Here is a 26365-nt window from a genome sequence, read left to right as displayed (position 1 = left end):
TCGTCCAAGGTGTCGACGCGGCGCCCGCCAGGCGGCCGCCGCGCCTATGCTCAGGCCTGCTCCACGCCCTCCGGCAGTTTGAAGCCGGATACCGAGTTGCGCATCTCGCTCGCCATCTTCGCCAGGTTGCCGATGCTCCGTGCGGTGGCGGTGGTACCGGCGGAGGTCTGCGAGGTGATCTCCTGAATGACGTTCATGGTGTTGGAAATGTGGCCGGCCGACGATGCCTGCTGACGGGCGGCGTTGGAGATGTTCTGGATCAGCGCCGCGAGGGTCTTGGATACCTTCTCGATCTCCTCCAGGGCCACACCGGCGTCCTGGGCCAGGCGCGCGCCGCGGACCACCTCGGAGGTGGTCTGCTCCATCGAGATCACCGCTTCGTTGGTGTCGGTCTGGATGGTCTTCACCAGCGCCTCGATCTGCTTGGTCGCCGCCGAGGAACGTTCCGCCAGTCGCTGTACCTCGTCCGCTACCACGGCGAAGCCGCGGCCCGCGTCCCCGGCCATCGACGCCTGGATCGCGGCGTTCAGGGCGAGGATGTTGGTCTGGTCGGCGATGTCGTTGATCAGGCTGACGATGTCGCCGATCTCCTGGGACGATTCGCCGAGGCGCTTGATTCGCTTCGAGGTGTCCTGAATCTGCTCGCGGATGTTGTCCATGCCGGTGATGGTGTTGTGCACCACCTCGTTGCCCTTGTTGGCGATGGCTACCGAACGTTCCGCTACCGCCGAGGATTCCGAGGCGTTCGCCGATACCTGGTCGATCGACACCGCCATTTCGTTGATCGCCGCCGAGGCGCCAGCGATTTCCTGCGCCTGGTGCTCGGAGGCTTCGGCCAGGTGCATCGCGGTGGACTGGGTTTCCTGGGCCGCTGCGGCCACCTGCACGGCGGTCTGGTTGATGGTCTCCACCAGTTCGCGGAGCTGGTCGATGGAGTAGTTGATCGAGTCGGCGATGGCGCCGGTGAAGTCCTCGGTCACGGTCGCGGCCACGGTCAGGTCGCCGTCCGCGAGGTCGGCGATCTCGTCGAGCAGACGCAGGATCGCGGCCTGGTTGCGGTCGTTCTTCTCGGCGGTCTCGGCCAGCCGGCGGTTGGTCTCGCGCACCATCACCAGGCCGATCAGGATGATCGAGGCCAGGGCCAGGGCGCCGAGGACGTAACCGGCGAACAGGTTGATGCTACGCCCGCCGGCCAGGTTCTCGAAGCCGTCGGCCAGTTGCGAGGCCTTGTCCAGCAGGGTCTGCGAAACGCTGAAGATGTTGTTCGCCGCTTCCCGGACCTGGAACAGGTCGGGCGAGGTCTCGAGGATCTCGTCCACCGAGCCGGAGACGAACTCGAAGAGTTCGGCGATCTCGTTCAGGCGATCCACCGCCTCGGCGTTGGTCACCTTGGAGATGCTCATCGCCGCGTTGCCTTCCTGCATGCCCTTCAGTACGCGGCCGAACAGGCTGGCGTCGCGGCCGAAGCTGTCGGCGGCCTGCACCGAGTTCTCGTCGCCGGCCAGCACCTTGTTCACCGAGCCGAGGATACGTTCGGCGAGCAGCGACTGGCGTTGGGCAACCGCGACCTGGTCGGCCGGGGCACCGTTCTCCAGCAGGATGTCGACCACCTCTTCGTATTCCACCTGCAGCTGCGGGATGGTTTCGGCGAGGGTCGAGGCCACCTGGTGCAGGGACAGTACGGTCTGTTCGCTGGCGAGGATGGAGTCGGCGTTCTTGCGCAGGCCGTCCCAGTCCTGCTGCACCACGTCCATCTGCGGCTTCACCGCTTCGGGGCTGGGCGGCAGGGATGTACTCTCGTCGCCGTTGACCAGGATGTTCCAGCGTTTCTCGAAGTCGTTGCGCGCATCCTTCAGGAGCTTGAACGCCTCGCCCTTGCCCGCCGCCGCTTCGGTGGCGTTCTTCGCGATCCGCTGCGACAGGACGCGCAGTTCGCCGGCATGGCCGATGTACTGCTTGTCATGGTTCGACTGGGTGTTGAGGTAGGCAAAGTTGGCGAACAGCAACACGATCGAGACGATGAGGACGATGAACAGCCCCGCGATCACCGAGCTGCTGCGCATGCCCGCGAAAAGATTGCCTGCGTTGATTTTCTTCATATTTGGCCCCCGCCCGGACCGACCACGATTACGATTTCCATGTCACGACACGGGCCGGCAGACCGGCCCAACCGGTGAAGCTGTTTATACGGCGACGTCGAGGAAGCCCTGGTGTTGCGCCAGCGCATGCGGGCTGAACACCAGCCACGGCTGCTCTCGATGGAAGACGCCATGAATGAAGGGTTGCAGTGCCGCTTCTAGTGGCGGCAGCTGTTCGCTGAAGGTGTCCACCGGGAAGTGCTGCATGCCGAACACCTCATCGACGATGAGGCCGGCGAACACGTCCAGGTGCTCCACCACCAGCACCCGCCGCTGCTTGCGCAAGGGCGACAGTTCGGTGCCGAGGAAACCGCAGAGGTCCATGATCGGCAGCAGGCGGCCACGTACGTTGGCCACCCCCTTGACCCAGGTCTTCACGCCCGGCAGCTGGGTGTAGCGCGGTTCGTGCAGGACTTCGCCGACCTCCCCCATGGGGGCGACGAAGAACCGCCCGCCCATGCGGAAGCCGATCCCGCTCCAGCTCTGCACCGCCTCCTGCTGGGCCGGCAGGCCGGCGGCCAGGCGTCGGCAGCGCTGATCGATGTCGACGAGGAGCTGGAAGGGGGTCTGAACGTCCGACATGCGGGGCCTGGTCTTTCCGGGGTCAGGGTGAGCGATGCGCTGCGACGGGCTCAGCCCGCCAGCACCGCATTGATGGTTTTCAGCAGGGTCTCTTCGTCCACCGGCTTGGTCAGGTAGTCGCGAGCGCCCTGGCGCTTGCCCCAGACCTTGTCGGTCTCCTGGTCCTTGGTGGTGACGATGATCACCGGGATGGCGCTGGTCTCGGCGTCCTTGGTCAATTGACGGGTCGCCTGGAAGCCGTTGAGGCCGGGCATGACGATGTCCATCAGGACCACGTCGGGCTTTTCCTGGCGGGCCAGGGCGACGCCGTCGCCGCCGTTCTCGGCCTTGAGTACCTGGTGACCATGCTTTTCCAGCATGGCGGTCAGCTTGTACATCTCGGTCGGAGAGTCATCAACAATCAAAATACGAGCCATGGGATCCCCATCACGAAATAAGCATCAACGGCCATGCGGCCGGATATCAGGAAACGGCGTCCACCGGGGTGAAGCTGGGTACGTGTGCCTTGATCGCGCCCAGCAGCTCTTCCTTGCTGAACGGCTTGGTGAGGTACTGGTCGGAGCCGACGATGCGCCCCTTGGCCTTGTCGAACAGGCCGTCCTTGGAGGACAGCATGATCACCGGGGTGGACTTGAACGCGCTGTTGTTCTTGATCAGGGCGCAGGTCTGATAGCCATCCAGGCGCGGCATCATGATGTCGACGAAAATGATGTTCGGATGGGTATCGGCGATCTTCGCCAGGGCATCGAAGCCGTCGATTGCCGTGATCACGTCGCAACCGACCTTTTTCAGCAGTGTTTCGGCGGTGCGACGAATCGTTTTCGAATCGTCGATCACCATCACTTTCAAACCGTCGGATTGCTGTTCCATGTTCGCCCTATATCGACTCGGTGAATCATTCTTCTGTGTTTTCTTCAGTGCGCTAACGCCCTGTCACCGACGGGCTGCGACCCAATCGCGGGCCTTTTTAGCACACTCGACGCAACTCTATCCATAATGCCCGGAACAGGCCGGCTTTTTCCTTGACCAAGCGCAAACGGGGCGCCAACCTGAGCGTCAAACCCGCTTGCCACGCGGCCTCCCCGCCGCGACCGGACAACCCACCCCCTTTCGGAGGAATTCCCATGAGCGTACGCCTCGGGATCGTCATGGACCCCATCGCGCGCATCAACTTCAAGAAGGACAGCTCGCTCGCCATGCTGCTGGCTGCCCAGGCCCGCGGCTGGTCGCTGTTCTACATGGAACAGCAGGACCTCTACCAGAAGGCCGGCGTCGCGCGTGGACGCATGCGCCCGCTGAAGGTCTTCAACGATGCCTCCCGCTGGTTCGAACTGGAAGCGGAAAGCGACCAACCGCTGCACGAACTGGACGTGATCCTGATGCGCAAGGACCCGCCCTTCGATAACGAATTCGTCTATTCGACCTACCTGCTGGAACAGGCCGAGCGTGCCGGCGCCCTGGTGGTGAACCGGCCGCAGAGCCTGCGCGACTGCAACGAGAAGTTCTTCGCCACGCAGTTCACCCAGTGCACTCCGCCGACGATGGTCAGCCGGCGATCCGATATTCTGCGCGAGTTTGCCGCCGAGCATCGTGACATCATTCTCAAACCCCTGGACGGAATGGGCGGTTCGTCGATATTTCGTCACCGCGAAGGCGACCCGAACCTCTCGGTGATCCTCGAGACCCTCACCCAGCATGGCAGCCAGCAGATCATGGCACAGCGCTATCTGCCGGAAATCAAGGACGGCGACAAGCGCATCCTGATGATCGACGGCGAACCGGTGCCCTACTGCCTGGCGCGCATCCCCGCCCAGGGCGAGACCCGCGGCAACCTCGCCGCCGGCGGCCGCGGCGTGGCCCAGCCGCTGAGCGAGCGCGACCGCTGGATCGCCGCCGAGGTCGGCCCGCACCTGCGCGAGCGCGGCCTGCTGTTCGTCGGCCTCGACGTGATCGGCGATTATCTGACGGAAATCAACGTCACCAGCCCGACCTGCATCCGCGAGATCGACCAGGCCTTCGACACCCGCATCGGCGACAAGCTGATGGACGCCATCGCCGCCCAGCTGGCTGCCCGCTGAATCGCGCGGGCGGGCCTCGGTCCGCCCGCCTCGGCCCGGCCGATGCGCCACGGCGAGCGACCGCGTGTCCAAGGCGCGGAGTGCGTCATAGACTTTTCCGCCCCCCATCGGCAGACTTCGCCCCACGCCAGCCACCACGATCCGCAATGAACGCCGCCGTCCTCAAGTCCCCCTCCGCCGCTGCCGGCGTCCGCCCGGCGGACCGTTTGGGCTTCACCCTGTTCATCGCAGCCATCCTGCACGTCGCCTTCATCCTCGGGGTGGGCTTCTCCATGCCCGCGCCGAGCCAGATCAGCAAGACCCTGGAAATCACCCTGGCCACCTTCAAGAGCGACAAGGCGCCGGAGAAGGCCGACTACCTCGCGCAGATGAACCAGCAGGGCAGCGGAACCCTGGAGCACAAGGCCGCGCCGAAGACCACCGAGGTCGCGCCGTTCCAGGACAACCAGGTGAAGAAAGTCGCGCCGCCGGCTACGCCGAAGCAGGCCAGGAGCGAAGAGGCGCCCAAGGCCGCGGTGACCACCACCCGCCAGCGCCAGCAGAAGGCACCGAGCAAGACCCAGGCACAGAAGGCCGAGCAGGTCGCCAAGCCGGCGCCGCATTTCGACTCAACCCAGCTGTCGGCGGAAATCGCCAGCCTCGAGGCCGACCTGGCCAAGGAGCAGCAGGCCTACGCCAAGCGCCCGCGCATCCACCGCCTGAGCGCCGCCTCGACCATGCGCGACAAGGGCGCCTGGTACAAGGAAGACTGGCGCAAGAAGATCGAACGCATCGGCAACCTCAACTACCCCGACGAGGCCCGCCGGCAGAAGCTCTACGGCAGCCTGCGGCTGCTGGTGTCGATCAACCGCGACGGCACCATCTACGAGGTGCAGGTGCTGGAGTCTTCCGGCGAGCCGATCCTCGACCAGGCCGCCCAGCGCATCGTCCGCCTGGCCGCGCCCTATGCGCCGTTCAGCGGCGACCTGGCCGACATCGACCGGCTGGAGATCATCCGTACCTGGCGCTTCGAACGCGGCGACCGGCTGTCCAGCAAGTAGCGCCGGCAAGGCTGGCTTTCTCGCGTCCGAAGCAGGACACTAGCGGCCATGAAACAGAGCAGCCCAACCTACCTCAAGCATCATTTCCTGATCGCCATGCCGCACATGGCCGACCCCAATTTCGCCCAGACCGTGACCTACCTGGTCGAACACAACGAGCAGGGCGCCATGGGCCTGGTGATCAACCGTCCCAGCGGCCTCAACCTGGCGGAAGTCCTCGAACAGCTCAAGCCGGACGCCCTGCCGCCGGCGCGCTGCCAGCACATCGACATCTACAACGGCGGCCCGGTGCAGACCGACCGTGGCTTCGTCCTCCACCCCAGCGGCCTGAGCTACCAGTCGACCCTGGAACTGGGCGAGCTGGCGATGTCCACCTCGCAGGACGTGCTGTTCGCCATCGCCGCCGGCACCGGCCCGGAAAAGAGCCTGATCAGCCTTGGCTATGCCGGCTGGGAAGCCGGCCAGCTGGAGGCCGAACTGAGCGACAACGCCTGGCTGACCTGCCCGGCGGACCCGGCGATCCTCTTCGACCTGCCGCCCGAGGAGCGCCTCAGCGCCGCCGCCGCGCGCCTGGGCGTCAACCTCAGCCTGCTCACCGCCCAGGCCGGTCACGCCTGATGGCCAGCGACAAGCCGCTGCGCCTGCTGCTGGGCTTCGACTACGGCACCCGGCAGATCGGCGTCGCCGTCGGCCAGGCGGTGACCGGCCAGGCCCGCGAGCTGTGCGTATTGAAGGCGCAGAACGGCGTGCCGGACTGGAACCGGGTGGAAGCGCTGATCAAGGAATGGCAGCCGGACGCCATCGTCGTCGGCCTGCCGCTGAACATGGACGGCAGCCCAAGCGAGATGAGCGAGCGCGCGGAAAAGTTCGGCCGCCGCCTCAACGGCCGTTTCAACCTGCCGGTCTTTACCCACGACGAACGCCTCACGACCTACGCCGCCAAGGGCGAGCGCCTGGCCCAGGGCCAGCGCGACGGCTACCGCGAGCGACCGGTGGACGCCCTGGCCGCCGCCCTGCTGCTGGAAGGCTGGCTGGCCGAACACCCGGATTGACCCATGGCAGCCGGCACGCCGCCGTTTGCCATTATGCTTTCGCCACCGCGGGCGCCTCCCTACAGCGGGCTCTCCCGGCGGCCATCCCATCGATGTCAGCGAGGAGCCACCATGAGCCTACCCAATCCCGCCGAACTCCTGCCGCGCATGGCCAGCGACCTGCGCGCCCATCTCGCCGAGCGCGGCATCGAGCGGCCGCGCTTCGTCGGCATCCATACCGGCGGCATCTGGGTCGCCGAGGCGCTGCTGAGGGAACTGGGCAACCAAGAGCCGCTGGGCACCCTCGACGTCTCCTTCTACCGCGACGACTTCACCCAGAACGGCCTGCATCCGCAGGTCCGCCCGTCGGCGCTGCCGTTCGAGATCGACGGCCAGCACCTGGTGCTGGTGGACGACGTGCTGATGAGCGGCCGTACCATCCGCGCCGCACTCAACGAACTGTTCGACTACGGCCGTCCGGCCAGCGTGACCCTGGTCTGCCTGCTCGACCTGAACGCCCGGGAGTTGCCTATCCGCCCCGACGTGGTCGGCCAGACCCTGTCCCTGGGTCGCGATGAACGGGTAAAATTGGTCGGTCCCGCACCGCTCGCCCTCGAGCGCAAGGTCCTTTCCTCCGCTTCCTGATCCTCTTCACTAGGGCCTGCCCCATGCCGACAGACGCCAAGCGCCCGCTGCAGCTCAACGACCAGGGCCAGCTGCGCCACTTCATCTCGCTCGACGGATTGCCCCGCGAGCTGCTCACCGAAATCCTCGATACCGCCGATTCTTTCCTGGAGGTCGGCGCCCGCGCGGTGAAAAAGGTCCCGCTGCTGCGCGGCAAGACCGTCTGCAACGTGTTCTTCGAGAACTCCACGCGCACCCGCACCACCTTCGAGCTGGCCGCCCAGCGGCTGTCGGCCGACGTGATCAGCCTGAACGTATCCACCTCTTCCACCAGCAAGGGCGAGACGCTCACCGACACCCTGCGCAACCTGGAGGCGATGGCCGCCGACATGTTCGTGGTGCGCCACAGCGACTCGGGCGCGGCGCACTTCATCGCCGAGCACGTCAGCCCCAACGTGGCGGTGATCAACGGCGGCGACGGACGCCACGCGCACCCCACCCAGGGGATGCTCGACATGCTGACCATCCGCCGGCACAAAGGGAACTTCGAGCAGCTATCGGTGGCGATCGTCGGCGATATCCTGCATTCGCGAGTAGCCCGTTCGAACATGCTGGCGCTCAAGACCCTGGGTTGCCCGGACATCCGCGTGATCGCCCCGCGCACCCTCTTGCCGATCGGCCTGGAAGAGCAGTACGGCGTGCGCGTGTTCACCAACGCCGACGAAGGCCTGAAGGACGTCGACGTGGTGATCATGCTGCGCCTGCAACGCGAGCGCATGCAGGGTGGCCTGCTACCCAGCGAGGGCGAGTTCTTCAAGCTCTACGGCCTGACCGAGAAGCGCCTGAAGCTGGCCAAGCCGGATGCCATCGTCATGCACCCTGGCCCGATCAACCGTGGCGTGGAGATCGAGTCGGCGGTGGCCGACGGGGCCCAGTCGGTGATCCTCAACCAGGTCACCTACGGCATCGCCATCCGCATGGCGGTGCTGTCCATGGCCATGAGCGGCCAGAACACCCAACGCCAGCTGGAACAGGAGGACGCCGAATGACCATCAGTATCCGAGGCGCCCGCGTCATCGACCCGGCCAGTGACCTGGACCAGGTCGGCGACCTCCACATCGAGGCTGGCAAGATCGTCGCCATCGGCGCCGCGCCGGCCGGCTTCAGCGCCCAGAAGACCCTCGACGGCGCCGGCCTGGTGGCCGCGCCGGGACTGGTCGATCTGAGCGTCGCCCTGCGCGAGCCGGGCTATGGACGCAAGGGCAACGTCGAAAGCGAGACCCGCGCCGCCGCGGCCGGCGGCACCACCAGCCTGTGCTGCCCGCCCTACACCCGGCCGGTGCTGGACACCCCGGCGGTGGCCGAGCTGATCCTCGACCGCGCCCGCGAGGCCGGCAACGCCAAGGTCTACCCCATCGGCGCGCTGACCCGCGGCTTCGGCGGCGAGCAACTGTCGGAACTGGTGGCCCTGCGCGACACCGGTTGCGTGGCCTTCACCAATGGCCTGCATGGCTTCGCCAGCAACCGCATCCTGCGGCGCGCCCTGGAGTACGCGGCGACCTTCGACCTGACGGTGATCTTCACCTCGCAGGACACCGATCTCGCCGAAGGCGGCCTCGCCCACGAAGGCCCGACCGCCAGCTTCCTCGGCCTCGCGGGGATCCCGGAGACCGCCGAGACCGTGGCCCTGGCCCGCAACCTGCTGCTGGTGGAACAGAGCGGCGTGCGCGCGCACTTCAGCCAGTTGACCAGCGCCCGCGGCATCGAACTCGTCGCCCAGGCCCAGGCCCGTGGCCTGCCGGTGACCTGCGACGTGGCGCTGTACCAGTTGATCCTCACCGACGAAGCGCTGGTGGGCTTCTCCAGCCTCTACCACGTGCAACCGCCGCTGCGCACCAGGGCCGACCGCGAAGCCCTGCGCGAGGCGGTGAAGAACGGCGTGGTACAAGCCATCGCCAGCCACCACCAACCCCACGAGGCGGACGCCAAGAACGCGCCGTTCGCCGCCACCGAGCCGGGCATCAGCGGCGCCGAGTTGCTGCTGCCGCTGGCGATGACGCTGGTGCAGGACGGCCTGCTCGACCTGCCGACCCTGCTCGCCCGCCTCTCCCACGGCCCGGCCCAGGCACTACGCCTGCCTGCCGGGTGCCTGGCGGTCGGCCAGGCCGCCGACCTGGTGCTGTTCGACCCGCAGGGTTCGACCCTGGCCGGTGAGAGCTGGTACTCGAAGGGGCAGAACAGCCCGTTCGTCGGTCACTGCCTGCCGGGACGAGTGCGTTACACCCTGGTGGACGGACACCTGACCCACGAGGGTTGATCCCTGCCACCATGAAAGAGCCCGCCATCCGGCGGGCTTTTTCATCTTCGCGTTCGCGATTCCCGGGACGTATCCGTTGCAGGGGCGGGCGCCCTATCCCAGCCTCTGCCACCAACCCGCCTCAACGGCAGGGCGAATAACGCGGAGCGTTATCCGCCGAGGCATGCTCGCCGGGAACACCCGATGGCCGGCAGCCGCGCCGGTCGGCGCCGCTCCCTGCGGAGCCTCAGATCTTCGCCAGCGCCTGCGCCAGGTCGGCCTGCAGGTCCTCCAGCGCCTCGACGCCCACCGACAGGCGGATCAGCGAGTCACCGATGCCCAGTTCGGCACGGGTTTCCGCCGGGATGCTGGCGTGGGTCATGATCGCCGGATGCTCGATCAGGCTTTCCACCCCGCCCAGGCTCTCCGCCAGGGAGAAGATCCGCACGTTCTCCAGGAAGCGCCGGGCGCCGGCCAGGTCGCAACGAAGGTCGAGGGAGATCATCCCGCCGAAGCCACGCATCTGCCGTTTCGCCAGCTCATGCTGCGGGTGCGAAGCCAGGCCGGGGTAGTAGACCCGCGCCACTTGCGGCTGGCGCTCCAGCCACTGGGCCAGGGCCAGGGCGTTACTGCAATGGCGCTCCATGCGCAGCGCCAGGGTCTTCACCCCGCGCAGGGTGAGGAAGGCGTCGAACGGCCCGGAGATGGCGCCCACCGAGTTCTGCAGGAAGCCCAGGCGCTCGCGCAGGTCCGGGTTGTCGCCGACGATGGCGATGCCGCCGATCACGTCGGAATGGCCGTTCAGGTACTTGGTGGTGGAGTGCACCACCACGTCGAAGCCCAGCTCCAGGGGGCGCTGGATGTAGGGGCTGGCGAAGGTGTTGTCGGCCACGCTGATGATGCCGCGGGCGCGGCAGAGCTGGGCGATGGCGCGCAGGTCGGTGAGGCGCAGCAGCGGGTTGCTCGGGGTTTCCACCCAGACCATGCGGGTTTCCGGGGTCAGCGCGGCCTCGAAGGCCTGCAGGTCGGTCGGGTCGACGAAGCTGAAGCGATGCCCGGCGCTGCGCCGGCGGACCCGCTCGAACAGGCGGAAGGTACCGCCGTAGAGGTCATTGCCGGAAACGATGTGGGAACCGGCGTCGAGCAGCTCCAGCACCGAGGAGATCGCCGCCAGGCCGGAGGCGAAGGCGAAGGCCTGGGCGCCGCCCTCGAGGTCGGCCACGCAGCGCTCCAGGGCCCAGCGGGTCGGGTTGTGCGAGCGGCCGTAGTCGAGCCCCTTGTGTACCCCGGGGCTTTCCTGGATGTAGGTGGAGTTGGCATAGATCGGCGGCATGATCGCGCCGGTCGAGGGATCGGGGGCCTGCCCGGCGTGGATGACCCGGGTCGCGAAGGCCTGGGCCGGGGCGTCGGGATGCTGGTCGTGCTGGCTCATGTGAGCTTTCTCCGCAAATGGTTCAACAGGTCGAAACGGGTGATCAGGCCGTGGAAGCCGCTGGCATCGGCAACGATCGCCACCAGGCCGCGGTCCAGGACCGCCTGCAACTGGGCCAGGCTGGCGCCGGGCGCGAGGGTCTCCGGCGCGGCGTTCATCGCGCTGCTTACCGCATCGCGGAAGCGTGGCGCGTCGGCGTGGACGCCGAGCAGGATATCCGACTCGTCGATCACGCCGACCAGTTTTCCATCGTCCAGCACCGGCAATTGCGAAACGTCGGCCAGGCGCATGCGCTGGAAGGCGGTGAGCAGGGTGTCGTCCGGACCGACGCTGATCACCCGGCCCTCCTCGAAGCGCCGCGCGATGATGTCGCGCAGGTCGCCGTAGTGCTTGCGTTGCAGCAGGCCCTGGTCGGTCATCCACTGGTCGTTGTAGATCTTCGACAGGTAGCGGGTGCCGGTGTCGCAGACGAAGCTGACCACCCGCTTCGGCTCCTTCTGCTCGCGACAGAAGCGCAGCGCCGCGGCCAGCAGGGTGCCGGTGGAGGAGCCGCCGGGAATGCCCTCGACGCGCAACAGTTCGCGGGCCATGGCGAAGCTTTCCTCGTCGCTGATGGAATAGGCATGGCGCACGCTGGAGAGGTCGGCGATGGCCGGTACGAAGTCCTCGCCGATGCCCTCCACCGCCCAGGAACCCGGCGTACCCAGGGTGCCGGAGCGGGAGTACTCGGCCATGATCGAGCCCTCGGGATCGGCGAGCACCATCTCCAGCTCCGGCTGGACCTTCTGGAAGAACCGGGTAAGGCCGGTCAGGGTACCGGAGGAGCCGACGCCGACGACGATGGCGTCGAGATCGTGGCCGGTCTGCGCCCAGAGCTCCGGGCCGGTGCCGCACTCGTGGGCCAGCGGGTTGGCCGGGTTGTTGAACTGGTCGGCGAAGAAGGCGCCGGGAATATCCTGCGCCAGGCGCGCGGCAACGTCCTGGTAGTACTCCGGATGGCCCTTGCCGACGTCCGAGCGGGTGATGTGCACCTCGGCGCCCATGGCGCACAGGTGCAGGACCTTCTCGGTGGACATCTTGTCCGGCACCACCAGCACCACCCGGTAGCCCTTGGCGCGGCCGACCAGGGCCAGGCCAAGACCGGTGTTGCCGGCGGTGGCCTCGACGATGGTGCCACCGGGCCGCAGGCGGCCGTCACGCTCGGCGGCCTCGATCATGGCGACACCGATGCGATCCTTGATGGAGCCGCCGGGGTTCTGCGATTCGAGCTTGAGGTACAGGGTGCAGGGGCCGGTATCGAAGCGCGTCACGCGAACCAGCGGGGTGTTGCCGATCAGGTCGAGCACGGCGGGACGTGAGTCGGAAGTCATCTTTTCTCCTTTCGGTGTTTCCGCACGGAGCGATACGGTGCGCGGCCTCGTGAGCCATTGCACCTATCCGTTCTGGGGCTTGCAGACCATAGGGGCTGGCGCGCGCGGGCGCCAATAACCTACAGGTAGAACGTTAGAACCTTTGGTTCCTTAAGTCCCGCCGGAGGAATTCCCTGCCGACCGTGGCGACACCCATGAAAAAGCCCGCCGGATGGCGGGCTTCTCGCACCTGGCGACGAGCATCAGATGCGCTGCGGCCCGTTGCGCTCGGACACCTGTCCGTTGAGGGTCCAGAAGTCGTAGAGCACGCCGAGGAAGAACAGGCCGCCGGTGAACAGGTAGATGATCCCGGTGATCCACTTGCCCATGTACATCCTGTGCACGCCGAGCACGCCGAGGAAGGTCAGCAGGATCCAGGCCACGTTGTAGTCCAGGTTGCCGCCCTGGAAGCGCCGGTCGGCCTCGCGGTCCATCGACGGGATGAGGAACAGGTCGATGATCCAGCCGATGAAGAACAGGCCGAAGGTGAAGAACCAGATCGTCCCGGTGATCGGCTTGCCGTAATAGAAGCGGTGCGAACCGGTGAAACCGAAGATCCACAGCAGGTAGCCGATGGCCTTGCTATGGGTGTCGTGCTGTTGAGTCATGCGTCCCCCCTCGTTCCGTGCGCGGCTGCGGCCGCGCTTGAGCCGCAGGTTAGCGGAGCGGCGGACGCCGCGCCAGAGCGGCCCGGCGCATGACAGTTTTGCAATTGCCTATCCTGTAGGCTGGTGCTGCCGCCACCGCCCCACAGGAGCCGCCATGAGCGCCGGACACGAGCACAGCTTCGCCCAGACCAACTCGACCCGCCTGAAATGGGCGTTGCTGCTGACCGGAAGCTTCCTCGTCGCCGAGGTCGTCGGCGGCATCCTCACCGGCAGCCTGGCGCTGATCTCCGATGCCGCGCACATGCTCACCGACGCCGTGGCCCTGGCCATCGCCCTGGCCGCGATCAACATCGCCAGGCGCCCGACCAACGATCGCCTGACCTACGGCTACCACCGCTTCGAGATCCTCGCCGCGGCGTTCAACGCCTTCCTCCTGTTCGGCGTGGCCTTCTATATCCTCTACGCGGCCTACGAGCGGCTCAACCAGCCGGCGGAGATCCAGTCCGTGGGCATGCTGGTGATCGCCGTGCTCGGCCTGCTGGTGAACCTGGCCAGCATGCGCCTGCTGGCGCCGGCCCAGGGCAACAGCCTGAACGTCAAGGGCGCCTACCTGGAGGTCTGGAGCGACATGCTCGGCTCGCTGGGGGTGATCGTCGCCGCGATCGTGATCCGTTTCACCGGCTGGGCCTGGGTCGACTCGCTGGTGGCGGTGCTGATCGGTTTCTGGGTCCTGCCGCGCACCTGGATCCTGCTGCGCGAGAGCCTGCATGTGTTGCTCGAAGGGGTGCCGAAGGAAATCCAGTTGGCCGAGCTGCGCGAAGCGCTGCTGGGGATTCCCGGCGTGACCGGGCTGCACGACCTGCATGTGTGGTCGATCACCAGCGGCAAGATCAGCCTGACCAGCCATCTGGTGTACGACCCGGCCCTGGTCGATGCCGAGGCGCTGCTGGGAACGGTGAAGGCGCTGCTGCACGACCGCTACGAGATCGAACACAGCACCCTGCAACTGGAAACCTCGGCCTGCGCCCAGGCCGAGGAGCCGCTGGCCTACTGAAGACGGTTCAGCGGAAGCGCCGGCCGGCAGGGTCGTCGTCGGTGATTTCCAGGCTCAGGCCCTGGGTCAGGCTCGACAGGTGGTCGGCGTCGCTTTCCGAACCGAGCTTGATCATCAGGCGCAGGTCGTTGGCCGAGTCGGCGTGGGCCAGGGCGTCCTCGTAGGTGATCTCGCCCTGGGTGTAGAGCTGGTACAGCGCCTGGTCGAAGGTCTGCATGCCCTGCTCGGTGGAGCGCTTCATCAGCGGCTTCAGCTCGTGCACCTCGCCCTTGCGGATCAGGTCGGCGGCCAGCGGGGTGTTCAGCAGCACCTCGATCACCGCCCGCCGCCCCTTGCCGTCGGGGGTCGGCACCAGTTGCTGGGCGACGATGGCCTTGAGGTTCAGCGACAGGTCCATCCACACCTGGCCATGACGGTCGGCCGGGAAGAAGTGGATGATCCGCTCCAGCGCCTGGTTGGCGTTGTTCGCGTGCAGGGTCGCCAGGCACAGGTGGCCGGTCTCGGCGAAGGCCACGGCGTGGTCCATGGTCTCCCGCGAGCGCACCTCGCCGATCATGATCACGTCCGGCGCCTGGCGCAGGGTGTTCTTCAGCGCCACCTCGAAGGAATCGGTGTCCAGCCCCACCTCGCGCTGGGTGACGATGCAGCCCTGGTGCTGGTGGATGTACTCGATCGGGTCCTCGATGGAGATGATGTGCCCGGTGGAGTTCTTGTTGCGGTAGCCGATCATCGCCGCCAGCGAGGTGGACTTGCCGGTGCCGGTGGCGCCGACGAAGATCACCAGGCCGCGCTTGGTCAGCGCCAGCTTCTTGAGGATTTCCGGGAGCTTCAGCTCTTCCAGGGTCGGGATGTTGGTCTCGATCCGGCGCAATACCATGCCCACCAGGTTGCGCTGGTAGAAGGCACTGACCCGGAAGCGGCCGATGCCGCGGGCGCTGATGGCGAAGTTGCACTCATGGTTCTCGGCGAAATCGCGGCGCTGCTGCTCGTTCATCACGCCTAGCACGGTCTCGCGGGTCTGCTCCGGCGACAGCGGCGTCTTGGTCACCGGCATCACCCGGCCGTTGACCTTCATCGACGGCGGTACGCCGGCGGTAATGAACAGGTCGGAGCCGCCCTTTTCCACCATCAGGCGCAGCAGCTTTTCGAATTCCATGATGTTCTCGCTCACTCAGGGGCGCGCCGCGACGGCGAGCCGGATGCGGACGAGCGGGCGCTGGACGCGCTCGCCGGCAAGGATAGGTAGGAATGCGCCTACGGTACCGCTCTCCCGCTCTTGAATCCTAGACGCAGTTCCGGGATTCGGGCGAAGCGCGGCGGATCGGCGCCAGGATCAGAAGTTTTCCGGGATCTTCGCCTTCTCGCGGGCGTTCTCGCGGCTGATCAGGCCCTTGGCGACCAGGCCCTTGAGGCACATGTCGAGGGTCTGCATGCCCAGCGAGCCGCCGGTCTGGATCGCCGAATACATCTGCGCGACCTTGTCCTCGCGGATCAGGTTGCGGATCGCCGGGGTGCCGATCATGATCTCGTGGGCCGCCACCCGGCCGCCGCCGATCTTCTTGATCAGGGTCTGCGAGATCACCGATTGCAGCGACTCGGAGAGCATCGAGCGAACCATGGCCTTTTCCTCGGCCGGGAACACGTCGACCACCCGGTCGATGGTCTTCGCCGCCGAGGTGGTGTGCAGGGTGCCGAATACCAGGTGGCCGGTCTCCGCCGCGGTCAGGGCCAGGCGGATGGTTTCCAGGTCGCGCATCTCGCCGACCAGGATGATGTCCGGGTCCTCCCGCAGCGCCGAGCGCAGCGCTTCGCTGAAGCCGAGGGTGTCGCGATGCACCTCGCGCTGGTTGACCAGGCACTTCTTCGATTCGTGGACGAATTCGATCGGGTCCTCGATGGTGAGGATGTGGTGGTACTTGGTGTTGTTCAGGTAGTCGAGCATCGCCGCCAGGGTGGTGGACTTGCCCGAACCGGTCGGCCCGGTGACCAGTACCAGCCCGCGCGGGACGTCTGAAACACGTTTGAACACTTCTCCCATGCCAAGCTCCTCCATGGTCAGTACCTTGGAGGGAATGGTCCGGAATACCGCGCCGGCGCCACGGTTCTGGTTGAAGGCGTTGACCCGGAAACGCGCGACGCCCGGCACCTCGAAGGAGAAGTCGGTCTCGAGGAATTCCTCGAAGTCCTTGCGCTGCTTGTCGTTCATGATGTCGTAGATCAGCGCATGCACCTGCTTGTGTTCCAGCGGTGGCAGGTTGATCCGGCGTACATCGCCATCCACCCGGATCATGGGCGGCAGGCCGGCGGAGAGGTGCAGGTCCGAAGCGCCCTGTTTGGCACTGAAGGCGAGCAGCTCGGTAATATCCATGGGACTCCCCAATTACAAGCAAGCAGGTAGAATGCCGCCAAAGCCGCCGTCTCGGACAAGGAAAACACCGGATGAACCAGGGTGCTTCCAGGACACGCGTGGTGTCCTGCGCCAGACGCGGAACCTCGACACTGGAACAGGAAGATGGCCATCGAGGCCGGCGGTTTCGAGGGCGTCTAGCCGACGCCGACCGCACTTCCATAGGGCGCAGGTAATGTCCACGATAGCAGAGAATATTGCAAAGGTTGCCGCGCGCATCCGTGAGGCAGCGCAAGCTGCGGGGCGCGATCCGGCCACGGTCGGCCTGCTCGCCGTGAGCAAGACCAAGCCCGCCGCCGCGGTGCGCGAGGCGCACGCCGCCGGCCTTCGCGACTTCGGCGAAAACTACCTGCAGGAGGCCCTCGGCAAGCAGGCCGAACTGGCCGACCTGCCCTTGAACTGGCACTTCATCGGCCCCATCCAGTCGAACAAGACGCGGCCCATCGCCGAGCATTTCCAGTGGGTGCACTCGGTGGACCGGTTGAAGATCGCGCAGCGCCTGTCGGAGCAACGCCCGGCCGGGCTGCCGCCCCTGAATGTCTGCCTGCAGGTCAACGTCAGCGGCGAAGCCAGCAAGTCCGGCTGCGCCCCCGAGGACCTGCCGGCCCTGGCCGAGGCCGTGAAGCAACTGCCCAACCTCCGATTGCGTGGCCTGATGGCCATCCCCGAACCCACCGCCGAACGCGCCGCGCAACACGCCGCGTTCGCCCGCCTGCGCGAACTGCTGCTGGACCTGAACCTTGGCCTGGACACCCTGTCCATGGGCATGAGCGACGACCTCGAGGCAGCCATCGGCGAAGGTGCGACCTGGGTCCGCATCGGTACCGCCCTGTTCGGCGCCCGCGACTACGGCGCGCCGGCTTCTTGAAGGAATCCCCTATGAGCACACCCCGCATAGCGTTCATCGGCGCCGGCAACATGGCCGCCAGCCTGATCGGCGGCCTGCGCGCCCAAGGCGTGCCGGCGGCGCAGATCCGCGCCAGCGACCCGGGCGCCGAGCAACGCGCGAAGATCGCCGGCGAGTTCGCCATCGACGTGGTCGAGTCCAACGCCGAGGCCGTGGCCGACGCCGACGTCGTGGTCCTGTCGGTCAAGCCGCAGGCCATGAAAGCCGTGTGCCAGGCCTTGGCGCCGGCGCTGAAGCCGGAGCAACTGATCGTCTCCATCGCCGCCGGCATCCCCTGCGCCAGCCTCGAAGCCTGGCTCGGCCAGCCGCGCCCGGTGGTCCGCTGCATGCCCAACACCCCGGCGCTGCTGCGCCAGGGCGCCAGCGGGCTGTACGCCAACGCGCAGGTCAGCGCCGCGCAACGCGAGCAGGCCGGGCAGTTGCTGTCTGCGGTAGGCATCGCCCTGTGGCTGGACGACGAAGCGCAGATCGACGCGGTGACCGCGGTGTCGGGCAGCGGCCCGGCGTATTTCTTCCTGCTGATGCAGGCCATGACCGACGCCGGCGAGAAGCTCGGCCTGTCCCGCGAGACAGCCTCGCGCCTGACCCTGCAGACCGCCCTCGGTGCGGCGCAGATGGCGCTGTCCAGCGAGGTCGAGCCGGCCGAACTGCGGCGCCGGGTGACTTCGCCCAACGGCACCACCGAGGCGGCGATCAAATCCTTCCAGGCCAACGGCTTCGAAGCACTGGTGGAGCAGGCCCTGAACGCCGCCAGCCAGCGCTCCGCCGAGCTGGCCGAACAGCTTGGCCAATAAGGAGTAGTCGATGATCGGCCTCAACACCGCTGCTATCTATATCCTCCAGACCCTCGGCAGCCTCTACCTGCTGATCGTGCTGCTGCGCTTCATCCTGCAACTGGTCCGCGCGGACTTCTACAACCCCCTCAGCCAGTTCATCGTGCGCGCCACCAAGCCGCTGCTGAACCCGCTGCGGCGGATCATCCCCGGCTTCGGCGGGATCGACCTGGCCTCGCTGGTGCTGGCGATCCTGATCCAGCTGGTGCTGATGATCCTGATCCTGATGCTGATGGGCTACGGCGTCGGCGGCTTCATCATGCAACTGCTGATCTGGTCGATCATCGCCGTCACCTCGCTGTTCCTGAAGGTGTTCTTCTTCGCCCTGATCATCAGCGTGATCCTTTCCTGGGTCGCCCCGGGCAGCTACAACCCCGGCGCGCAACTGGTGAACCAGATCTGCGAACCGCTGCTGATGCCGTTCCGCAAGCTCCTGCCGAACCTCGGCGGACTGGATCTCTCGCCGATCTTCGCGTTCCTCGCGCTGAAGCTGATCGACATGCTGGTGATCAACAACCTGGCGGCCATGACCGGCATGCCCCAGCAGTTGAGCATCTTCCTCTGAGCTTCTACCGCTGGGACGGCGAGGACCTGCTCCTCGATTGCCACCTGCAGCCCAAGGCGAGCCGCGACGAGTTCGCCGGGCTGCACGGCGAACGCCTGAAGATCCGCCTCACCGCACCGCCGGTGGAGGGCAAGGCCAACGCCCATCTGCTGGCCTTCCTCGGCAAGGCCTTCGGCGTGGCCAAGAGCCTGGTGAGTCTCGAAAGCGGCGAGCTGAACCGGCAGAAACGGGTGCGCATCCGCCGTCCGACCCGATTGCCGGAGGAACTGGGGATCGCCGCTCGACCCGCTTGACCGACCTTACGTGCAGGAATGTGAAGCAGGCCAATTGACGCTCCCCCGCTCCCCCGCATAATCCACGCCATCCTTCCCCCGCCGGTCCCGCGCCCTGGAGCCCCTGGATGAGCATGGAAAGACTCAGCCATCAAATCGACGCCTACGTCGCCTGGAAGCGCGAGCTGATGCGGGAAATCACCCGCTATCGCGGCTGGCTGGAGCGCAGCCGGCTGAACAGCCCGGCGGTCGAGGCCAAGCTCGAACGCGCCCTGCGCCAACTACGCGCGGACCACATCACCCTGGCCTTCGTCGGCGAGTTCTCGCGTGGCAAGACCGAGCTGATCAACAGCCTGTTCTTCGCCGGCTACGGCCAGCGCATGCTGCCGTCCCACGCCGGGCGCACCACCATGTGCCCCACCGAGCTGTTCCACGATCCGCGCGCCGAGCGCAGCTACATCCGCCTGCTGCCGATCGAGACGCGCCTGGCCGACGCCAGCGTCGCCCAGTTCAAGCGCGTGCCGCGCCACTGGGTGAACATTCCGCTGGACACCGGCGACCCGGAGGGCATGGCCCAGGCCTTCGCCCAGGTCGCCAAGACCAAGGCGCTGCCGGTGGAACAGGCGATCCAGCTCGGCTTCCACCCGGATGCCCTGGAAGCCGCCGACGAGCCCGACCAGGTGCGCGTCCCGGCCTGGCGCCACGCCCTGGTCAACTTCGACCACCCGCTGCTGCGCCAGGGCCTGCGGATCCTCGACACGCCCGGCCTGAACGCCCTCGGCAGCGAGCCGGAGCTGACCCTGTCGATGCTGCCCAACGCCCAGGCGATCCTGTTCCTGCTGTCCGCCGACGCTGGTGTCACCGCCTCGGACATGGAAATCTGGCAGAAGTACATCCAGCCCCTGCGCGAGGACGGCCACAGCAGCCTGTTCGCCGTGCTGAACAAGATCGACGTGCTCTGGGACGACCTTTCCGGCGAGCGCTTCGTACAGAACGCCATCCGCCTGATCCAGGACGGCACGGCCCGCCAGCTCGGCCTGCAGCGCGGCGACGTGCTGCCGCTGTCGGCGAAGCAGGCGCTGCTGGCCAAGGTCCGCGGCGAACCGGCGCTGCTCGAACGCAGTCGCTTGGATCGGCTGGAAGCGCTGCTCTGCGAGCGCATCGTCGCGCAGAAGGAAGCGCTGCTGGAGAACGCCGTGCTCGGCCAGGTCCTTGGCCTGCTGCACAACAGCCAGCATCTGCTGCGCCTGCGCCTGGAGAAGGTCGAGGAACAGCGCGCGCTGCTCGACGACAAGCAGCGCGACAGCGGCCAACTGCTGTTCGAACTGACCGCGAAGACCAAGGACGACCACGGCCGCCACCACCGCCGCCTGCTCAACCTGAAGACCAACCAGCGCCTGTTGCAGCACCAGGGCGCGACGCTGCGCGAGACGATCCGTAGCGAACGCATGGAACAGCACCTGCAGAAGGTGCGGCGCAACCTCAACGGCAGCCTGACCACGGTCGGCATCAACCAGGCGATCCTGGCGTTCTTCCGCGCGGTGGAGCACGACCTCGACAACCTCGAGCACGAGGCCGGCATGGCCAACCGCATGGTCGCCGCCATCTACCGCCGGCACAACGAGGAGAACCCGCTCTACGCCCTCGACGCGCCGCAGCTGCGGGTCCAGCACTACCAGCGCGAACTGTTGCAGCTGAAGAAGAAGGGCGACCAGTTCCGCCTGCAGTTGAAGACCGTGCTTACCGAGCAACGCCTGCTGACCCGGCGCTTCTTCGCCACCCTGGTGCAGGAGGTGGTCGGCCTGCACCAGCGCCTGCGCGAGGAAACCGAGCGCTGGGCCAACGACGCGCTGATGCCGCTGATGCAGCACACCCTGGAAAACAAACAGTTGCTCGAAAGCCACATGCTCCGCCTCAAGGGCCTGGCCCAGGAGACCCAGCAGGTACGCCAGCGCAGCCAGGCCTTCGCCGGGTTCGCCGAGGAATTGCAGGAACAGTTGCGCGAAGCCGGCGACATCCTCCGCCAGTTGCGCCGCCCCTCGCCCCTGCAGCGCCAGGCCAAGGTGGTCAACCTGCCCGGCTCGCAGCGCGCCTGACCCCGCTCCCACGGCGCGCGCCAGCGCGCTTGCCGCTGGGGGCGACGCTCTTTAGACTGGCGCCCTCCTTTGTTCGAGAGCAGGGTCGATGCCCACAGTCTTCCCCGACGACTCCGTCGGTCTGGTCTCCCCAGACGCTGCACTTCAACGAACCGCTCGAGCTGACCAGCGGCAAGTCCCTGGCCGAGTACGACCTGGTGATCGAAACCTACGGCGAGCTGAATGCCACGCAGAGCAACGCGGTGCTGATCTGCCACGCCCTCTCCGGCCACCACCACGCCGCCGGCTACCACAGCGTCGACGAGCGCAAGCCGGGCTGGTGGGACAGTTGCATCGGTCCGGGCAAGCCGATCGACACCCGCAAGTTCTTCGTCGTCGCCCTCAACAACCTCGGCGGTTGCAACGGATCCAGCGGCCCCGCCAGCATCAATCCGGCGACCGGCAAAGTCTACGGCGCGGACTTCCCGATGGTCACGGTGGAAGACTGGGTGCATAGCCAGGCGCGCCTGGCAGACCGCCTCGGCATCCGCCAGTGGGCCGCGGTGGTCGGCGGCAGCCTCGGCGGCATGCAGGCGCTGCAATGGACCATCAGCTACCCCGAACGCGTCCGTCACTGCCTGTGCATCGCCAGCGCGCCGAAGCTGTCGGCGCAGAACATCGCCTTCAACGAAGTCGCCCGGCAGGCGATTCTTTCCGACCCTGAGTTCCTCGGCGGCTACTTCCAGGAACAGGGCGTGATTCCCAAGCGCGGTCTCAAGCTGGCGCGGATGGTCGGCCATATCACCTACCTGTCCGACGACGCCATGGGCGCCAAGTTCGGCCGCGTACTGAAGACCGAGAAGCTCAACTACGACCTGCACAGCGTCGAGTTCCAGGTCGAGAGTTACCTGCGCTACCAGGGCGAGGAGTTCTCCACCCGCTTCGACGCCAATACCTACCTGCTGATGACCAAGGCGCTGGACTATTTCGACCCCGCCGCCGCCCACGGCGACGACCTGGTGCGCACCCTGGAGGGCGTCGAGGCGGACTTCTGCCTGATGTCCTTCACCACCGACTGGCGTTTCTCGCCGGCCCGCTCGCGGGAAATCGTCGACGCCCTGATCGCGGCGAAAAAGAACGTCAGCTACCTGGAGATCGACGCCCCGCAAGGCCACGACGCCTTCCTCATGCCGATCCCCCGGTACCTGCAAGCCTTCAGCGGTTACATGAACCGCATCAGCGTGTGAGGATCCGATGCGCGCCGATCTCGAAATCATCCAGGAATGGATTCCCGCCGGCAGCCGCGTCCTCGACCTCGGCTGCGGCGACGGCGAACTCCTGGCCTGGCTGCGCGACCACAAGCAGGTCAGCGGCTACGGCCTGGAGATCGATCCCGACAACATCGCCCGTTGCATCGAAAACGGGGTGAACGTGATCGAGCAGGACCTCGACAAGGGCCTGGGCAACTTCGCCAGCGACAGCTTCGACGTGGTGGTGATGACCCAGGCGCTACAGGCCGTGCACTATCCGGACAAGATCCTCGAAGAGATGCTGCGGGTCGGCAAGACCTGCATCATCACTTTCCCCAACTTCGGCCACTGGCGCTGCCGCTGGTACCTGGCGCGCAACGGCCGGATGCCGGTCTCCGAGTTCCTGCCGTATACCTGGTACAACACGCCGAACATCCATTTCTGCACCTTCCAGGACTTCGAGCGCCTGTGCCGCCAGTTGCGCATGCGCGTGCTCGACCGCCTGGCCGTAGACCGTGACCACCGGCATGGCTGGGCCAGTCGGCTGTGGCCTAATCTATTGGGTGAGATTGGAATCTACCGGGTCACCGGACCCGGAGTGCAGACCCGCAACCTCGCCGTCTAGGAACGCGCCAGGCTGCGGGCCAGGGCCGGGCGCCCCTCCGCTCGTCCTCGGGAGAGCGCTGCCGAAGCCGGCCAAGGCCGCCGGCAGCAGACCATGGACAACGTCCATGCCACCTTTCAGGAGAAACCACCATGCGCCGCTTCACCGCTTTCGTCCTCGGCCTCTGCCTGAGCCTGCCGGTCCTCGCCGAGCAGGTGCAGCGCTTCGGCGACCTGGACGTCCACTACAACGTGTTCAACTCCAGCTTCCTCCAGCCCAACGTGGCCAGCGCGGTCGGCCTGGTACGCAGCAAGGCGCAGGGCGTGATCAACGTGGTGCCGATGGAGAAAGGCAAGCCGGTAGAGGCCGCCGTGACCGGCTCGGCCAAGGACCTGACCGGCAAGGTCATCCCCCTGGAGTTCCGCCGAGTCAGCGAGGAAGGCGCCATCTACAACCTGGCGCAATTCCCGATCAGCCAGCGCGAGACCCTGGTCTTCACCATCAAGGTCGAGGCCAAGGGCGAACCTGCGCAAACCTTCAGTTTCAACAAGGAAATCTTCCCGGACGAATGATCAAGCTCGAACAGCTGGTGCTGGCCAGCCACAATGCCGGCAAACTCAAGGAACTCCAGGCCATGCTCGGCGCCAGCGTGAAGGTGCGCTCGATCGGCGAGTTCAGCCAGGTGGAACCGGAGGAAACCGGTCTTTCCTTCGTCGAGAACGCCATCCTCAAGGCACGCAACGCCGCACGCCTCTCCGGCCTGCCGGCGCTGGCCGACGACTCCGGGCTGGCGGTGGACTTCCTCGGCGGCGCGCCGGGCATCTACTCGGCGCGCTATGCCGACGGCCGGGACGACGCGGCGAACAACGCCAAGCTGCTGGAGGCCATGAAGGATGTCCCGGACGCCGAGCGCGGCGCACAGTTCGTCAGCGTGCTGGCGCTGGTGCGCCACGCCGACGACCCGCTGCCGATCCTCTGCGAGGGCATCTGGGAAGGCCGCATCCTCCGCGAAGCCCGCGGCGCCCACGGCTTCGGCTACGACCCGCTGTTCTGGGTGCCGGAACGCGACTGCTCCAGCGCCGAGCTGGCGCCCGAGGAGAAGAACCGCCTCAGCCACCGAGCCCGCGCCATGGCCCTGCTCAAGCAGCGCCTGGGTCTCTGAGCCGCAACCGCCGGCGCCGCCCCCGGGCGGCGTCGGCACGGCGTTTCGTCCGGCCGCCTTGGAGGTTGGCCGAACTCATGCCACGATAGCGCCCCGAAACCGCCTCCACCCCGCCCCGCCGTGACCCAAGCCACCCCGTTCCAGCTCCCGCCCCTGGCCCTGTACGTGCACATCCCGTGGTGCGTGCGCAAGTGCCCGTATTGCGACTTCAACTCCCACGCCGCTGCCCCGGAGCTGCCCGAAGAGGCCTATGTCGACGCCCTGCTCGCCGACCTGGAGCAAGACCTGCGCCATGTCCACGGCCGGCGCCTGGGTTCGATCTTCTTCGGCGGCGGCACGCCCAGCCTGTTCTCGGCCAAGGCCCTGGGCCGGCTACTGGAAGGCGTCGAGCGCAGGGTCGGCTTCGCCGACGGCATCGAGATCACCCTGGAAGCCAATCCCGGCACCTTCGAACAGGTCAAGTTCGCCGACTACCGGCGCCTCGGCATCAATCGCCTGTCCATCGGCGTGCAGAGCTTCCAGGCCGACAAGCTGCAGGCCCTGGGGCGCATCCACGACGGCGCCGAGGCAGTGCGCGCCGCCGACATGGCGCGCCAGGCCGGCTTCGACAACTTCAACCTCGACCTGATGCACGGCCTGCCCGGGCAGAGCCTCGACGACGCCCTGGCCGACCTGCGCCAGGCCCTCGCCCTGGCCCCCACGCACCTCTCCTGGTACCAACTGACCATGGAGCCGAACACGGTGTTCTGGAGCCAGCCGCCGGAGCTGCCCGAGGACGACATCCTCTGGGACATCCAGGAAGCCGGCCAGGCCCTGCTCGACGCGCACGGCTACCGCCAGTACGAGACCTCCGCCTACGCCCGCGACGGCCTGCGCGCCCGGCACAACCTGAACTACTGGAGCTTCGGCGACTTCCTCGGCATCGGCGCCGGCGCCCACGCCAAGCTGAGCGCGCCGGACGGACGCATCGTGCGGACCTGGAAGACCCGCCTGCCGAAGGACTACCTCAACCCGCAAAAGGCCTTCCAGGCCGGCGAGCGCCCGCTGGAAGCGGCCGACCTGCCATTCGAGTTCATGATGAACGTGCTGCGCCTGATCGACGGCGTCCCCGCCGCGCTCTACCCGCAGCGCACCGGCCAGCCACTGGCGGCGATCGCCGATGCCTGCGCCGCCGCGCGCGACGCCGGGCTGCTCGCCGACGACCCGCAGCGCCTGCGCCCCAGCGAACGCGGCCAGCTGTTCCTCAACGACCTGCTGCAACATTTCCTGCCGTGACGACGGATGCACGCCCATCCGTGCCGGCAGGCAGGTAAACTCCGCCGACCGACACGCCGATTCGTTACAAGGAACCCTCGATGGATTACGCGCTGGACCTGATCGCCACCCTGTCGCGCTGGAGCCGCAGCCACCTGTCGGACATTTCCCTGGCCATCATGGCCACCCTGCTGGTGCTGTTCGGTCCGGCGATCAACGCCTGGGTACAGCAGCGCATCGGCAGCCTCAACTTCGTCTTCCGCACCCTGCTGTTCGTGTTGATCTGCGCGGTCGGCTACGGCCTGGCGATGGTCTTCGTCACCCCCTGGCTGGCCAAGGGCCTCGGCTACTTCAACAACTACACCCTGGCGCCCGTGCTCCTGCTAGTGTTCTTCGTGATCGGCATGATCGCCGATCGCAGCTGAGCCCCCGGTCTCCCGGCGGCCAGCGCCGTCCCCAAGAGCGTCATGGCCTCCGGGAGCCCGCATGAAACCGATCAAGCACCTCTACCTGCATTTCACCGACGGCCAGCGCCTGTCGCTGCGCTTCCCGCGCCAGCAGGACGACCCGGCCGAGGTTGCCCGCAGCATCCGTCAGCAACTGGACACGCCCTATCTCAGCGTCGAGGTCGACGGCGACCTGCTGCTGATTCCGCGGGACAGCATCAAGTACCTGCAGATCAGCCCGGCGCCGGCGCGCCTGGACGACGACGGCACGCTACGCGGCGCCGAGCTGATCGTCTGA

Annotated in this window: 28 protein-coding genes and 1 pseudogene; 20 read left to right on the top strand and 9 right to left on the bottom strand. The window is 66.9% G+C overall.

Annotation, left to right across the window (positions count from 1 at the left end; translation table 11 throughout):
- Nucleotides 1–50: 50 nt before the first annotated feature.
- The 4 genes from pilJ to pilG all read right to left on the bottom strand — a co-directional run bounded on the left by pilJ (nucleotide 51) and on the right by pilG (nucleotide 3590).
- Nucleotides 51–2099 (bottom strand): chemotaxis chemoreceptor PilJ, encoded by a 2049-nt coding sequence (gene pilJ / locus LE197_RS31155; RefSeq protein ID WP_003084592.1) that lies wholly within the window; start codon nucleotides 2097–2099, stop codon nucleotides 51–53.
- A gap of 84 nt (nucleotides 2100–2183) precedes the next feature.
- Nucleotides 2184–2720, bottom strand: coding sequence for a chemotaxis protein CheW (locus tag LE197_RS31150; protein ID WP_003084590.1), 537 nt, complete (start codon nucleotides 2718–2720; stop codon nucleotides 2184–2186).
- Between the two features lie 50 nt (nucleotides 2721–2770).
- The gene (gene pilH / locus LE197_RS31145) at nucleotides 2771–3136 is read right to left on the bottom strand and encodes a twitching motility response regulator PilH (protein WP_003084587.1); all 366 of its coding nucleotides are present in this window, start codon (nucleotides 3134–3136) and stop codon (nucleotides 2771–2773) included.
- Between the two features lie 46 nt (nucleotides 3137–3182).
- Nucleotides 3183–3590 (bottom strand): twitching motility response regulator PilG, encoded by a 408-nt coding sequence (gene pilG / locus LE197_RS31140; RefSeq protein WP_003084583.1) that lies wholly within the window; start codon nucleotides 3588–3590, stop codon nucleotides 3183–3185.
- A 254-nt stretch (nucleotides 3591–3844) separates the two neighbouring features.
- On the opposite strand from pilG, the gene gshB reads away from it, so the two are divergent.
- From gshB to LE197_RS31105, 7 genes are all read left to right on the top strand, one after another.
- Nucleotides 3845–4798 (top strand): glutathione synthase, encoded by a 954-nt coding sequence (gene gshB, locus LE197_RS31135; RefSeq protein WP_003100943.1) that lies wholly within the window; start codon nucleotides 3845–3847, stop codon nucleotides 4796–4798.
- A 146-nt stretch (nucleotides 4799–4944) separates the two neighbouring features.
- Nucleotides 4945–5838: a TonB family protein gene (locus tag LE197_RS31130; RefSeq protein WP_003084580.1), complete on the top strand. Its 894-nt coding sequence runs from the start codon at nucleotides 4945–4947 to the stop codon at nucleotides 5836–5838.
- 48 nt (nucleotides 5839–5886) lie between these two features.
- On the top strand, nucleotides 5887–6456 hold the full coding sequence (locus LE197_RS31125) for a YqgE/AlgH family protein (RefSeq protein WP_003100947.1): 570 nt from the start codon (nucleotides 5887–5889) through the stop codon (nucleotides 6454–6456).
- The gene (gene ruvX, locus LE197_RS31120; protein ID WP_003084575.1) at nucleotides 6456–6890 is read left to right on the top strand and encodes a Holliday junction resolvase RuvX; all 435 of its coding nucleotides are present in this window, start codon (nucleotides 6456–6458) and stop codon (nucleotides 6888–6890) included. The genes LE197_RS31125 and ruvX overlap by 1 nt, the downstream gene beginning before the upstream one ends.
- A gap of 111 nt (nucleotides 6891–7001) precedes the next feature.
- Entirely contained in the window at nucleotides 7002–7514 is a 513-nt protein-coding gene (pyrR, locus tag LE197_RS31115; protein ID WP_003084574.1) for a bifunctional pyr operon transcriptional regulator/uracil phosphoribosyltransferase PyrR, read from the top strand.
- A 23-nt stretch (nucleotides 7515–7537) separates the two neighbouring features.
- The gene (locus LE197_RS31110; protein ID WP_003084569.1) at nucleotides 7538–8542 is read left to right on the top strand and encodes an aspartate carbamoyltransferase catalytic subunit; all 1005 of its coding nucleotides are present in this window, start codon (nucleotides 7538–7540) and stop codon (nucleotides 8540–8542) included.
- Nucleotides 8539–9810, top strand: a complete 1272-nt coding sequence (locus LE197_RS31105; RefSeq protein WP_196752338.1) for a dihydroorotase — start codon at nucleotides 8539–8541, stop codon at nucleotides 9808–9810. Before LE197_RS31110 ends, LE197_RS31105 begins: the two co-directional genes overlap by 4 nt.
- A gap of 226 nt (nucleotides 9811–10036) precedes the next feature.
- Here LE197_RS31105 and LE197_RS31100 read toward each other — a convergent pair whose 3' ends face one another.
- The 3 genes from LE197_RS31100 to LE197_RS31090 form a co-directional block, all read right to left on the bottom strand.
- On the bottom strand, nucleotides 10037–11221 hold the full coding sequence (locus tag LE197_RS31100; RefSeq protein WP_003117897.1) for a cystathionine gamma-synthase: 1185 nt from the start codon (nucleotides 11219–11221) through the stop codon (nucleotides 10037–10039).
- Complete coding sequence (locus LE197_RS31095) at nucleotides 11218–12591, bottom strand: pyridoxal-phosphate dependent enzyme (protein ID WP_196752339.1); 1374 nt, start codon at nucleotides 12589–12591, stop codon at nucleotides 11218–11220. The genes LE197_RS31100 and LE197_RS31095 overlap by 4 nt, the downstream gene beginning before the upstream one ends.
- Before the next feature lie 242 nt (nucleotides 12592–12833).
- Complete coding sequence (locus LE197_RS31090) at nucleotides 12834–13238, bottom strand: NINE protein (protein WP_003084560.1); 405 nt, start codon at nucleotides 13236–13238, stop codon at nucleotides 12834–12836.
- A 154-nt stretch (nucleotides 13239–13392) separates the two neighbouring features.
- On the opposite strand from LE197_RS31090, the gene czcD reads away from it, so the two are divergent.
- Entirely contained in the window at nucleotides 13393–14292 is a 900-nt protein-coding gene (gene czcD / locus LE197_RS31085; RefSeq protein ID WP_003100957.1) for a CDF family zinc transporter CzcD, read from the top strand.
- A gap of 7 nt (nucleotides 14293–14299) precedes the next feature.
- Here czcD and pilU read toward each other — a convergent pair whose 3' ends face one another.
- The gene (pilU, locus tag LE197_RS31080; protein WP_003100959.1) at nucleotides 14300–15448 is read right to left on the bottom strand and encodes a type IV pilus ATPase PilU; all 1149 of its coding nucleotides are present in this window, start codon (nucleotides 15446–15448) and stop codon (nucleotides 14300–14302) included.
- A gap of 177 nt (nucleotides 15449–15625) precedes the next feature.
- A complete protein-coding gene (gene pilT / locus LE197_RS31075) occupies nucleotides 15626–16660 on the bottom strand; it encodes a type IV pilus twitching motility protein PilT (protein WP_003084552.1) in 1035 nt (344 codons plus the stop codon).
- 214 nt (nucleotides 16661–16874) lie between these two features.
- Here pilT and LE197_RS31070 point away from each other — a divergent pair, with 214 nt between their 5' ends.
- The 12 genes and pseudogenes from LE197_RS31070 to LE197_RS31015 all read left to right on the top strand — a co-directional run bounded on the left by LE197_RS31070 (nucleotide 16875) and on the right by LE197_RS31015 (nucleotide 26365).
- The gene (locus LE197_RS31070) at nucleotides 16875–17567 is read left to right on the top strand and encodes a YggS family pyridoxal phosphate-dependent enzyme (protein ID WP_003084549.1); all 693 of its coding nucleotides are present in this window, start codon (nucleotides 16875–16877) and stop codon (nucleotides 17565–17567) included.
- Between the two features lie 11 nt (nucleotides 17568–17578).
- Nucleotides 17579–18400 carry a pyrroline-5-carboxylate reductase gene (proC, locus tag LE197_RS31065; protein WP_003084546.1) on the top strand — a complete coding sequence of 274 codons (822 nt, stop codon included), beginning with the start codon at nucleotides 17579–17581 and terminating at the stop codon, nucleotides 18398–18400.
- A gap of 10 nt (nucleotides 18401–18410) precedes the next feature.
- On the top strand, nucleotides 18411–19004 hold the full coding sequence (locus LE197_RS31060; RefSeq protein WP_003084544.1) for a YggT family protein: 594 nt from the start codon (nucleotides 18411–18413) through the stop codon (nucleotides 19002–19004).
- Nucleotides 19001–19297, top strand: a complete 297-nt coding sequence (locus LE197_RS31055; RefSeq protein ID WP_031628111.1) for a DUF167 domain-containing protein — start codon at nucleotides 19001–19003, stop codon at nucleotides 19295–19297. Before LE197_RS31060 ends, LE197_RS31055 begins: the two co-directional genes overlap by 4 nt.
- Before the next feature lie 107 nt (nucleotides 19298–19404).
- Nucleotides 19405–21372: a dynamin-like GTPase family protein gene (locus tag LE197_RS31050; RefSeq protein ID WP_073666655.1), complete on the top strand. Its 1968-nt coding sequence runs from the start codon at nucleotides 19405–19407 to the stop codon at nucleotides 21370–21372.
- 88 nt (nucleotides 21373–21460) lie between these two features.
- Nucleotides 21461–22598 (top strand): annotated as a pseudogene (gene metX / locus LE197_RS31045) (homoserine O-succinyltransferase MetX).
- A gap of 7 nt (nucleotides 22599–22605) precedes the next feature.
- Nucleotides 22606–23226, top strand: coding sequence for a methionine biosynthesis protein MetW (metW, locus tag LE197_RS31040; RefSeq protein WP_003084530.1), 621 nt, complete (start codon nucleotides 22606–22608; stop codon nucleotides 23224–23226).
- Between the two features lie 131 nt (nucleotides 23227–23357).
- On the top strand, nucleotides 23358–23777 hold the full coding sequence (locus LE197_RS31035; protein WP_003100965.1) for a DUF4426 domain-containing protein: 420 nt from the start codon (nucleotides 23358–23360) through the stop codon (nucleotides 23775–23777).
- Nucleotides 23774–24367, top strand: coding sequence for an RdgB/HAM1 family non-canonical purine NTP pyrophosphatase (rdgB, locus tag LE197_RS31030; RefSeq protein ID WP_196752340.1), 594 nt, complete (start codon nucleotides 23774–23776; stop codon nucleotides 24365–24367). Before LE197_RS31035 ends, rdgB begins: the two co-directional genes overlap by 4 nt.
- Nucleotides 24368–24487: 120 nt before the next feature.
- Complete coding sequence (gene hemW / locus LE197_RS31025) at nucleotides 24488–25642, top strand: radical SAM family heme chaperone HemW (RefSeq protein ID WP_196752341.1); 1155 nt, start codon at nucleotides 24488–24490, stop codon at nucleotides 25640–25642.
- Between the two features lie 80 nt (nucleotides 25643–25722).
- The gene (locus LE197_RS31020) at nucleotides 25723–26046 is read left to right on the top strand and encodes a DUF3392 domain-containing protein (RefSeq protein ID WP_003084525.1); all 324 of its coding nucleotides are present in this window, start codon (nucleotides 25723–25725) and stop codon (nucleotides 26044–26046) included.
- 61 nt (nucleotides 26047–26107) lie between these two features.
- Nucleotides 26108–26365, top strand: a complete 258-nt coding sequence (locus LE197_RS31015; protein ID WP_003084524.1) for a hypothetical protein — start codon at nucleotides 26108–26110, stop codon at nucleotides 26363–26365.

The sequence above is a fragment of the Pseudomonas sp. PS1(2021) genome (assembly GCF_020405165.1).
Lineage (GTDB): Bacteria > Pseudomonadota > Gammaproteobacteria > Pseudomonadales > Pseudomonadaceae > Pseudomonas > Pseudomonas aeruginosa.
The sequence above is the reverse complement of the archived record's forward strand: the minus strand, read 5'-3'. Positions and strand labels throughout refer to the sequence as shown.

Bases quoted from the DNA above. Each gene is read 5' to 3' on its own strand.
- pilJ (WP_003084592.1), bottom strand. From the start codon at position 2,099: ATGAAGAAAATCAACGCAGGCAATCTTTTCGCGGGCATGCGCAGCAGC.
- LE197_RS31150 (WP_003084590.1), bottom strand. From the start codon at position 2,720: ATGTCGGACGTTCAGACCCCCTTCCAGCTCCTCGTCGACATCGATCAG.
- pilH (WP_003084587.1), bottom strand. From the start codon at position 3,136: ATGGCTCGTATTTTGATTGTTGATGACTCTCCGACCGAGATGTACAAG.
- pilG (WP_003084583.1), bottom strand. From the start codon at position 3,590: ATGGAACAGCAATCCGACGGTTTGAAAGTGATGGTGATCGACGATTCG.
- gshB (WP_003100943.1), top strand. From the start codon at position 3,845: ATGAGCGTACGCCTCGGGATCGTCATGGACCCCATCGCGCGCATCAAC.
- LE197_RS31130 (WP_003084580.1), top strand. From the start codon at position 4,945: ATGAACGCCGCCGTCCTCAAGTCCCCCTCCGCCGCTGCCGGCGTCCGC.
- LE197_RS31125 (WP_003100947.1), top strand. From the start codon at position 5,887: ATGAAACAGAGCAGCCCAACCTACCTCAAGCATCATTTCCTGATCGCC.
- ruvX (WP_003084575.1), top strand. From the start codon at position 6,456: ATGGCCAGCGACAAGCCGCTGCGCCTGCTGCTGGGCTTCGACTACGGC.
- pyrR (WP_003084574.1), top strand. From the start codon at position 7,002: ATGAGCCTACCCAATCCCGCCGAACTCCTGCCGCGCATGGCCAGCGAC.
- LE197_RS31110 (WP_003084569.1), top strand. From the start codon at position 7,538: ATGCCGACAGACGCCAAGCGCCCGCTGCAGCTCAACGACCAGGGCCAG.
- LE197_RS31105 (WP_196752338.1), top strand. From the start codon at position 8,539: ATGACCATCAGTATCCGAGGCGCCCGCGTCATCGACCCGGCCAGTGAC.
- LE197_RS31100 (WP_003117897.1), bottom strand. From the start codon at position 11,221: ATGAGCCAGCACGACCAGCATCCCGACGCCCCGGCCCAGGCCTTCGCG.
- LE197_RS31095 (WP_196752339.1), bottom strand. From the start codon at position 12,591: ATGACTTCCGACTCACGTCCCGCCGTGCTCGACCTGATCGGCAACACC.
- LE197_RS31090 (WP_003084560.1), bottom strand. From the start codon at position 13,238: ATGACTCAACAGCACGACACCCATAGCAAGGCCATCGGCTACCTGCTG.
- czcD (WP_003100957.1), top strand. From the start codon at position 13,393: ATGAGCGCCGGACACGAGCACAGCTTCGCCCAGACCAACTCGACCCGC.
- pilU (WP_003100959.1), bottom strand. From the start codon at position 15,448: ATGGAATTCGAAAAGCTGCTGCGCCTGATGGTGGAAAAGGGCGGCTCC.
- pilT (WP_003084552.1), bottom strand. From the start codon at position 16,660: ATGGATATTACCGAGCTGCTCGCCTTCAGTGCCAAACAGGGCGCTTCG.
- LE197_RS31070 (WP_003084549.1), top strand. From the start codon at position 16,875: ATGTCCACGATAGCAGAGAATATTGCAAAGGTTGCCGCGCGCATCCGT.
- proC (WP_003084546.1), top strand. From the start codon at position 17,579: ATGAGCACACCCCGCATAGCGTTCATCGGCGCCGGCAACATGGCCGCC.
- LE197_RS31060 (WP_003084544.1), top strand. From the start codon at position 18,411: ATGATCGGCCTCAACACCGCTGCTATCTATATCCTCCAGACCCTCGGC.
- LE197_RS31050 (WP_073666655.1), top strand. From the start codon at position 19,405: ATGAGCATGGAAAGACTCAGCCATCAAATCGACGCCTACGTCGCCTGG.
- metW (WP_003084530.1), top strand. From the start codon at position 22,606: ATGCGCGCCGATCTCGAAATCATCCAGGAATGGATTCCCGCCGGCAGC.
- LE197_RS31035 (WP_003100965.1), top strand. From the start codon at position 23,358: ATGCGCCGCTTCACCGCTTTCGTCCTCGGCCTCTGCCTGAGCCTGCCG.
- rdgB (WP_196752340.1), top strand. From the start codon at position 23,774: ATGATCAAGCTCGAACAGCTGGTGCTGGCCAGCCACAATGCCGGCAAA.
- LE197_RS31020 (WP_003084525.1), top strand. From the start codon at position 25,723: ATGGATTACGCGCTGGACCTGATCGCCACCCTGTCGCGCTGGAGCCGC.
- LE197_RS31015 (WP_003084524.1), top strand. From the start codon at position 26,108: ATGAAACCGATCAAGCACCTCTACCTGCATTTCACCGACGGCCAGCGC.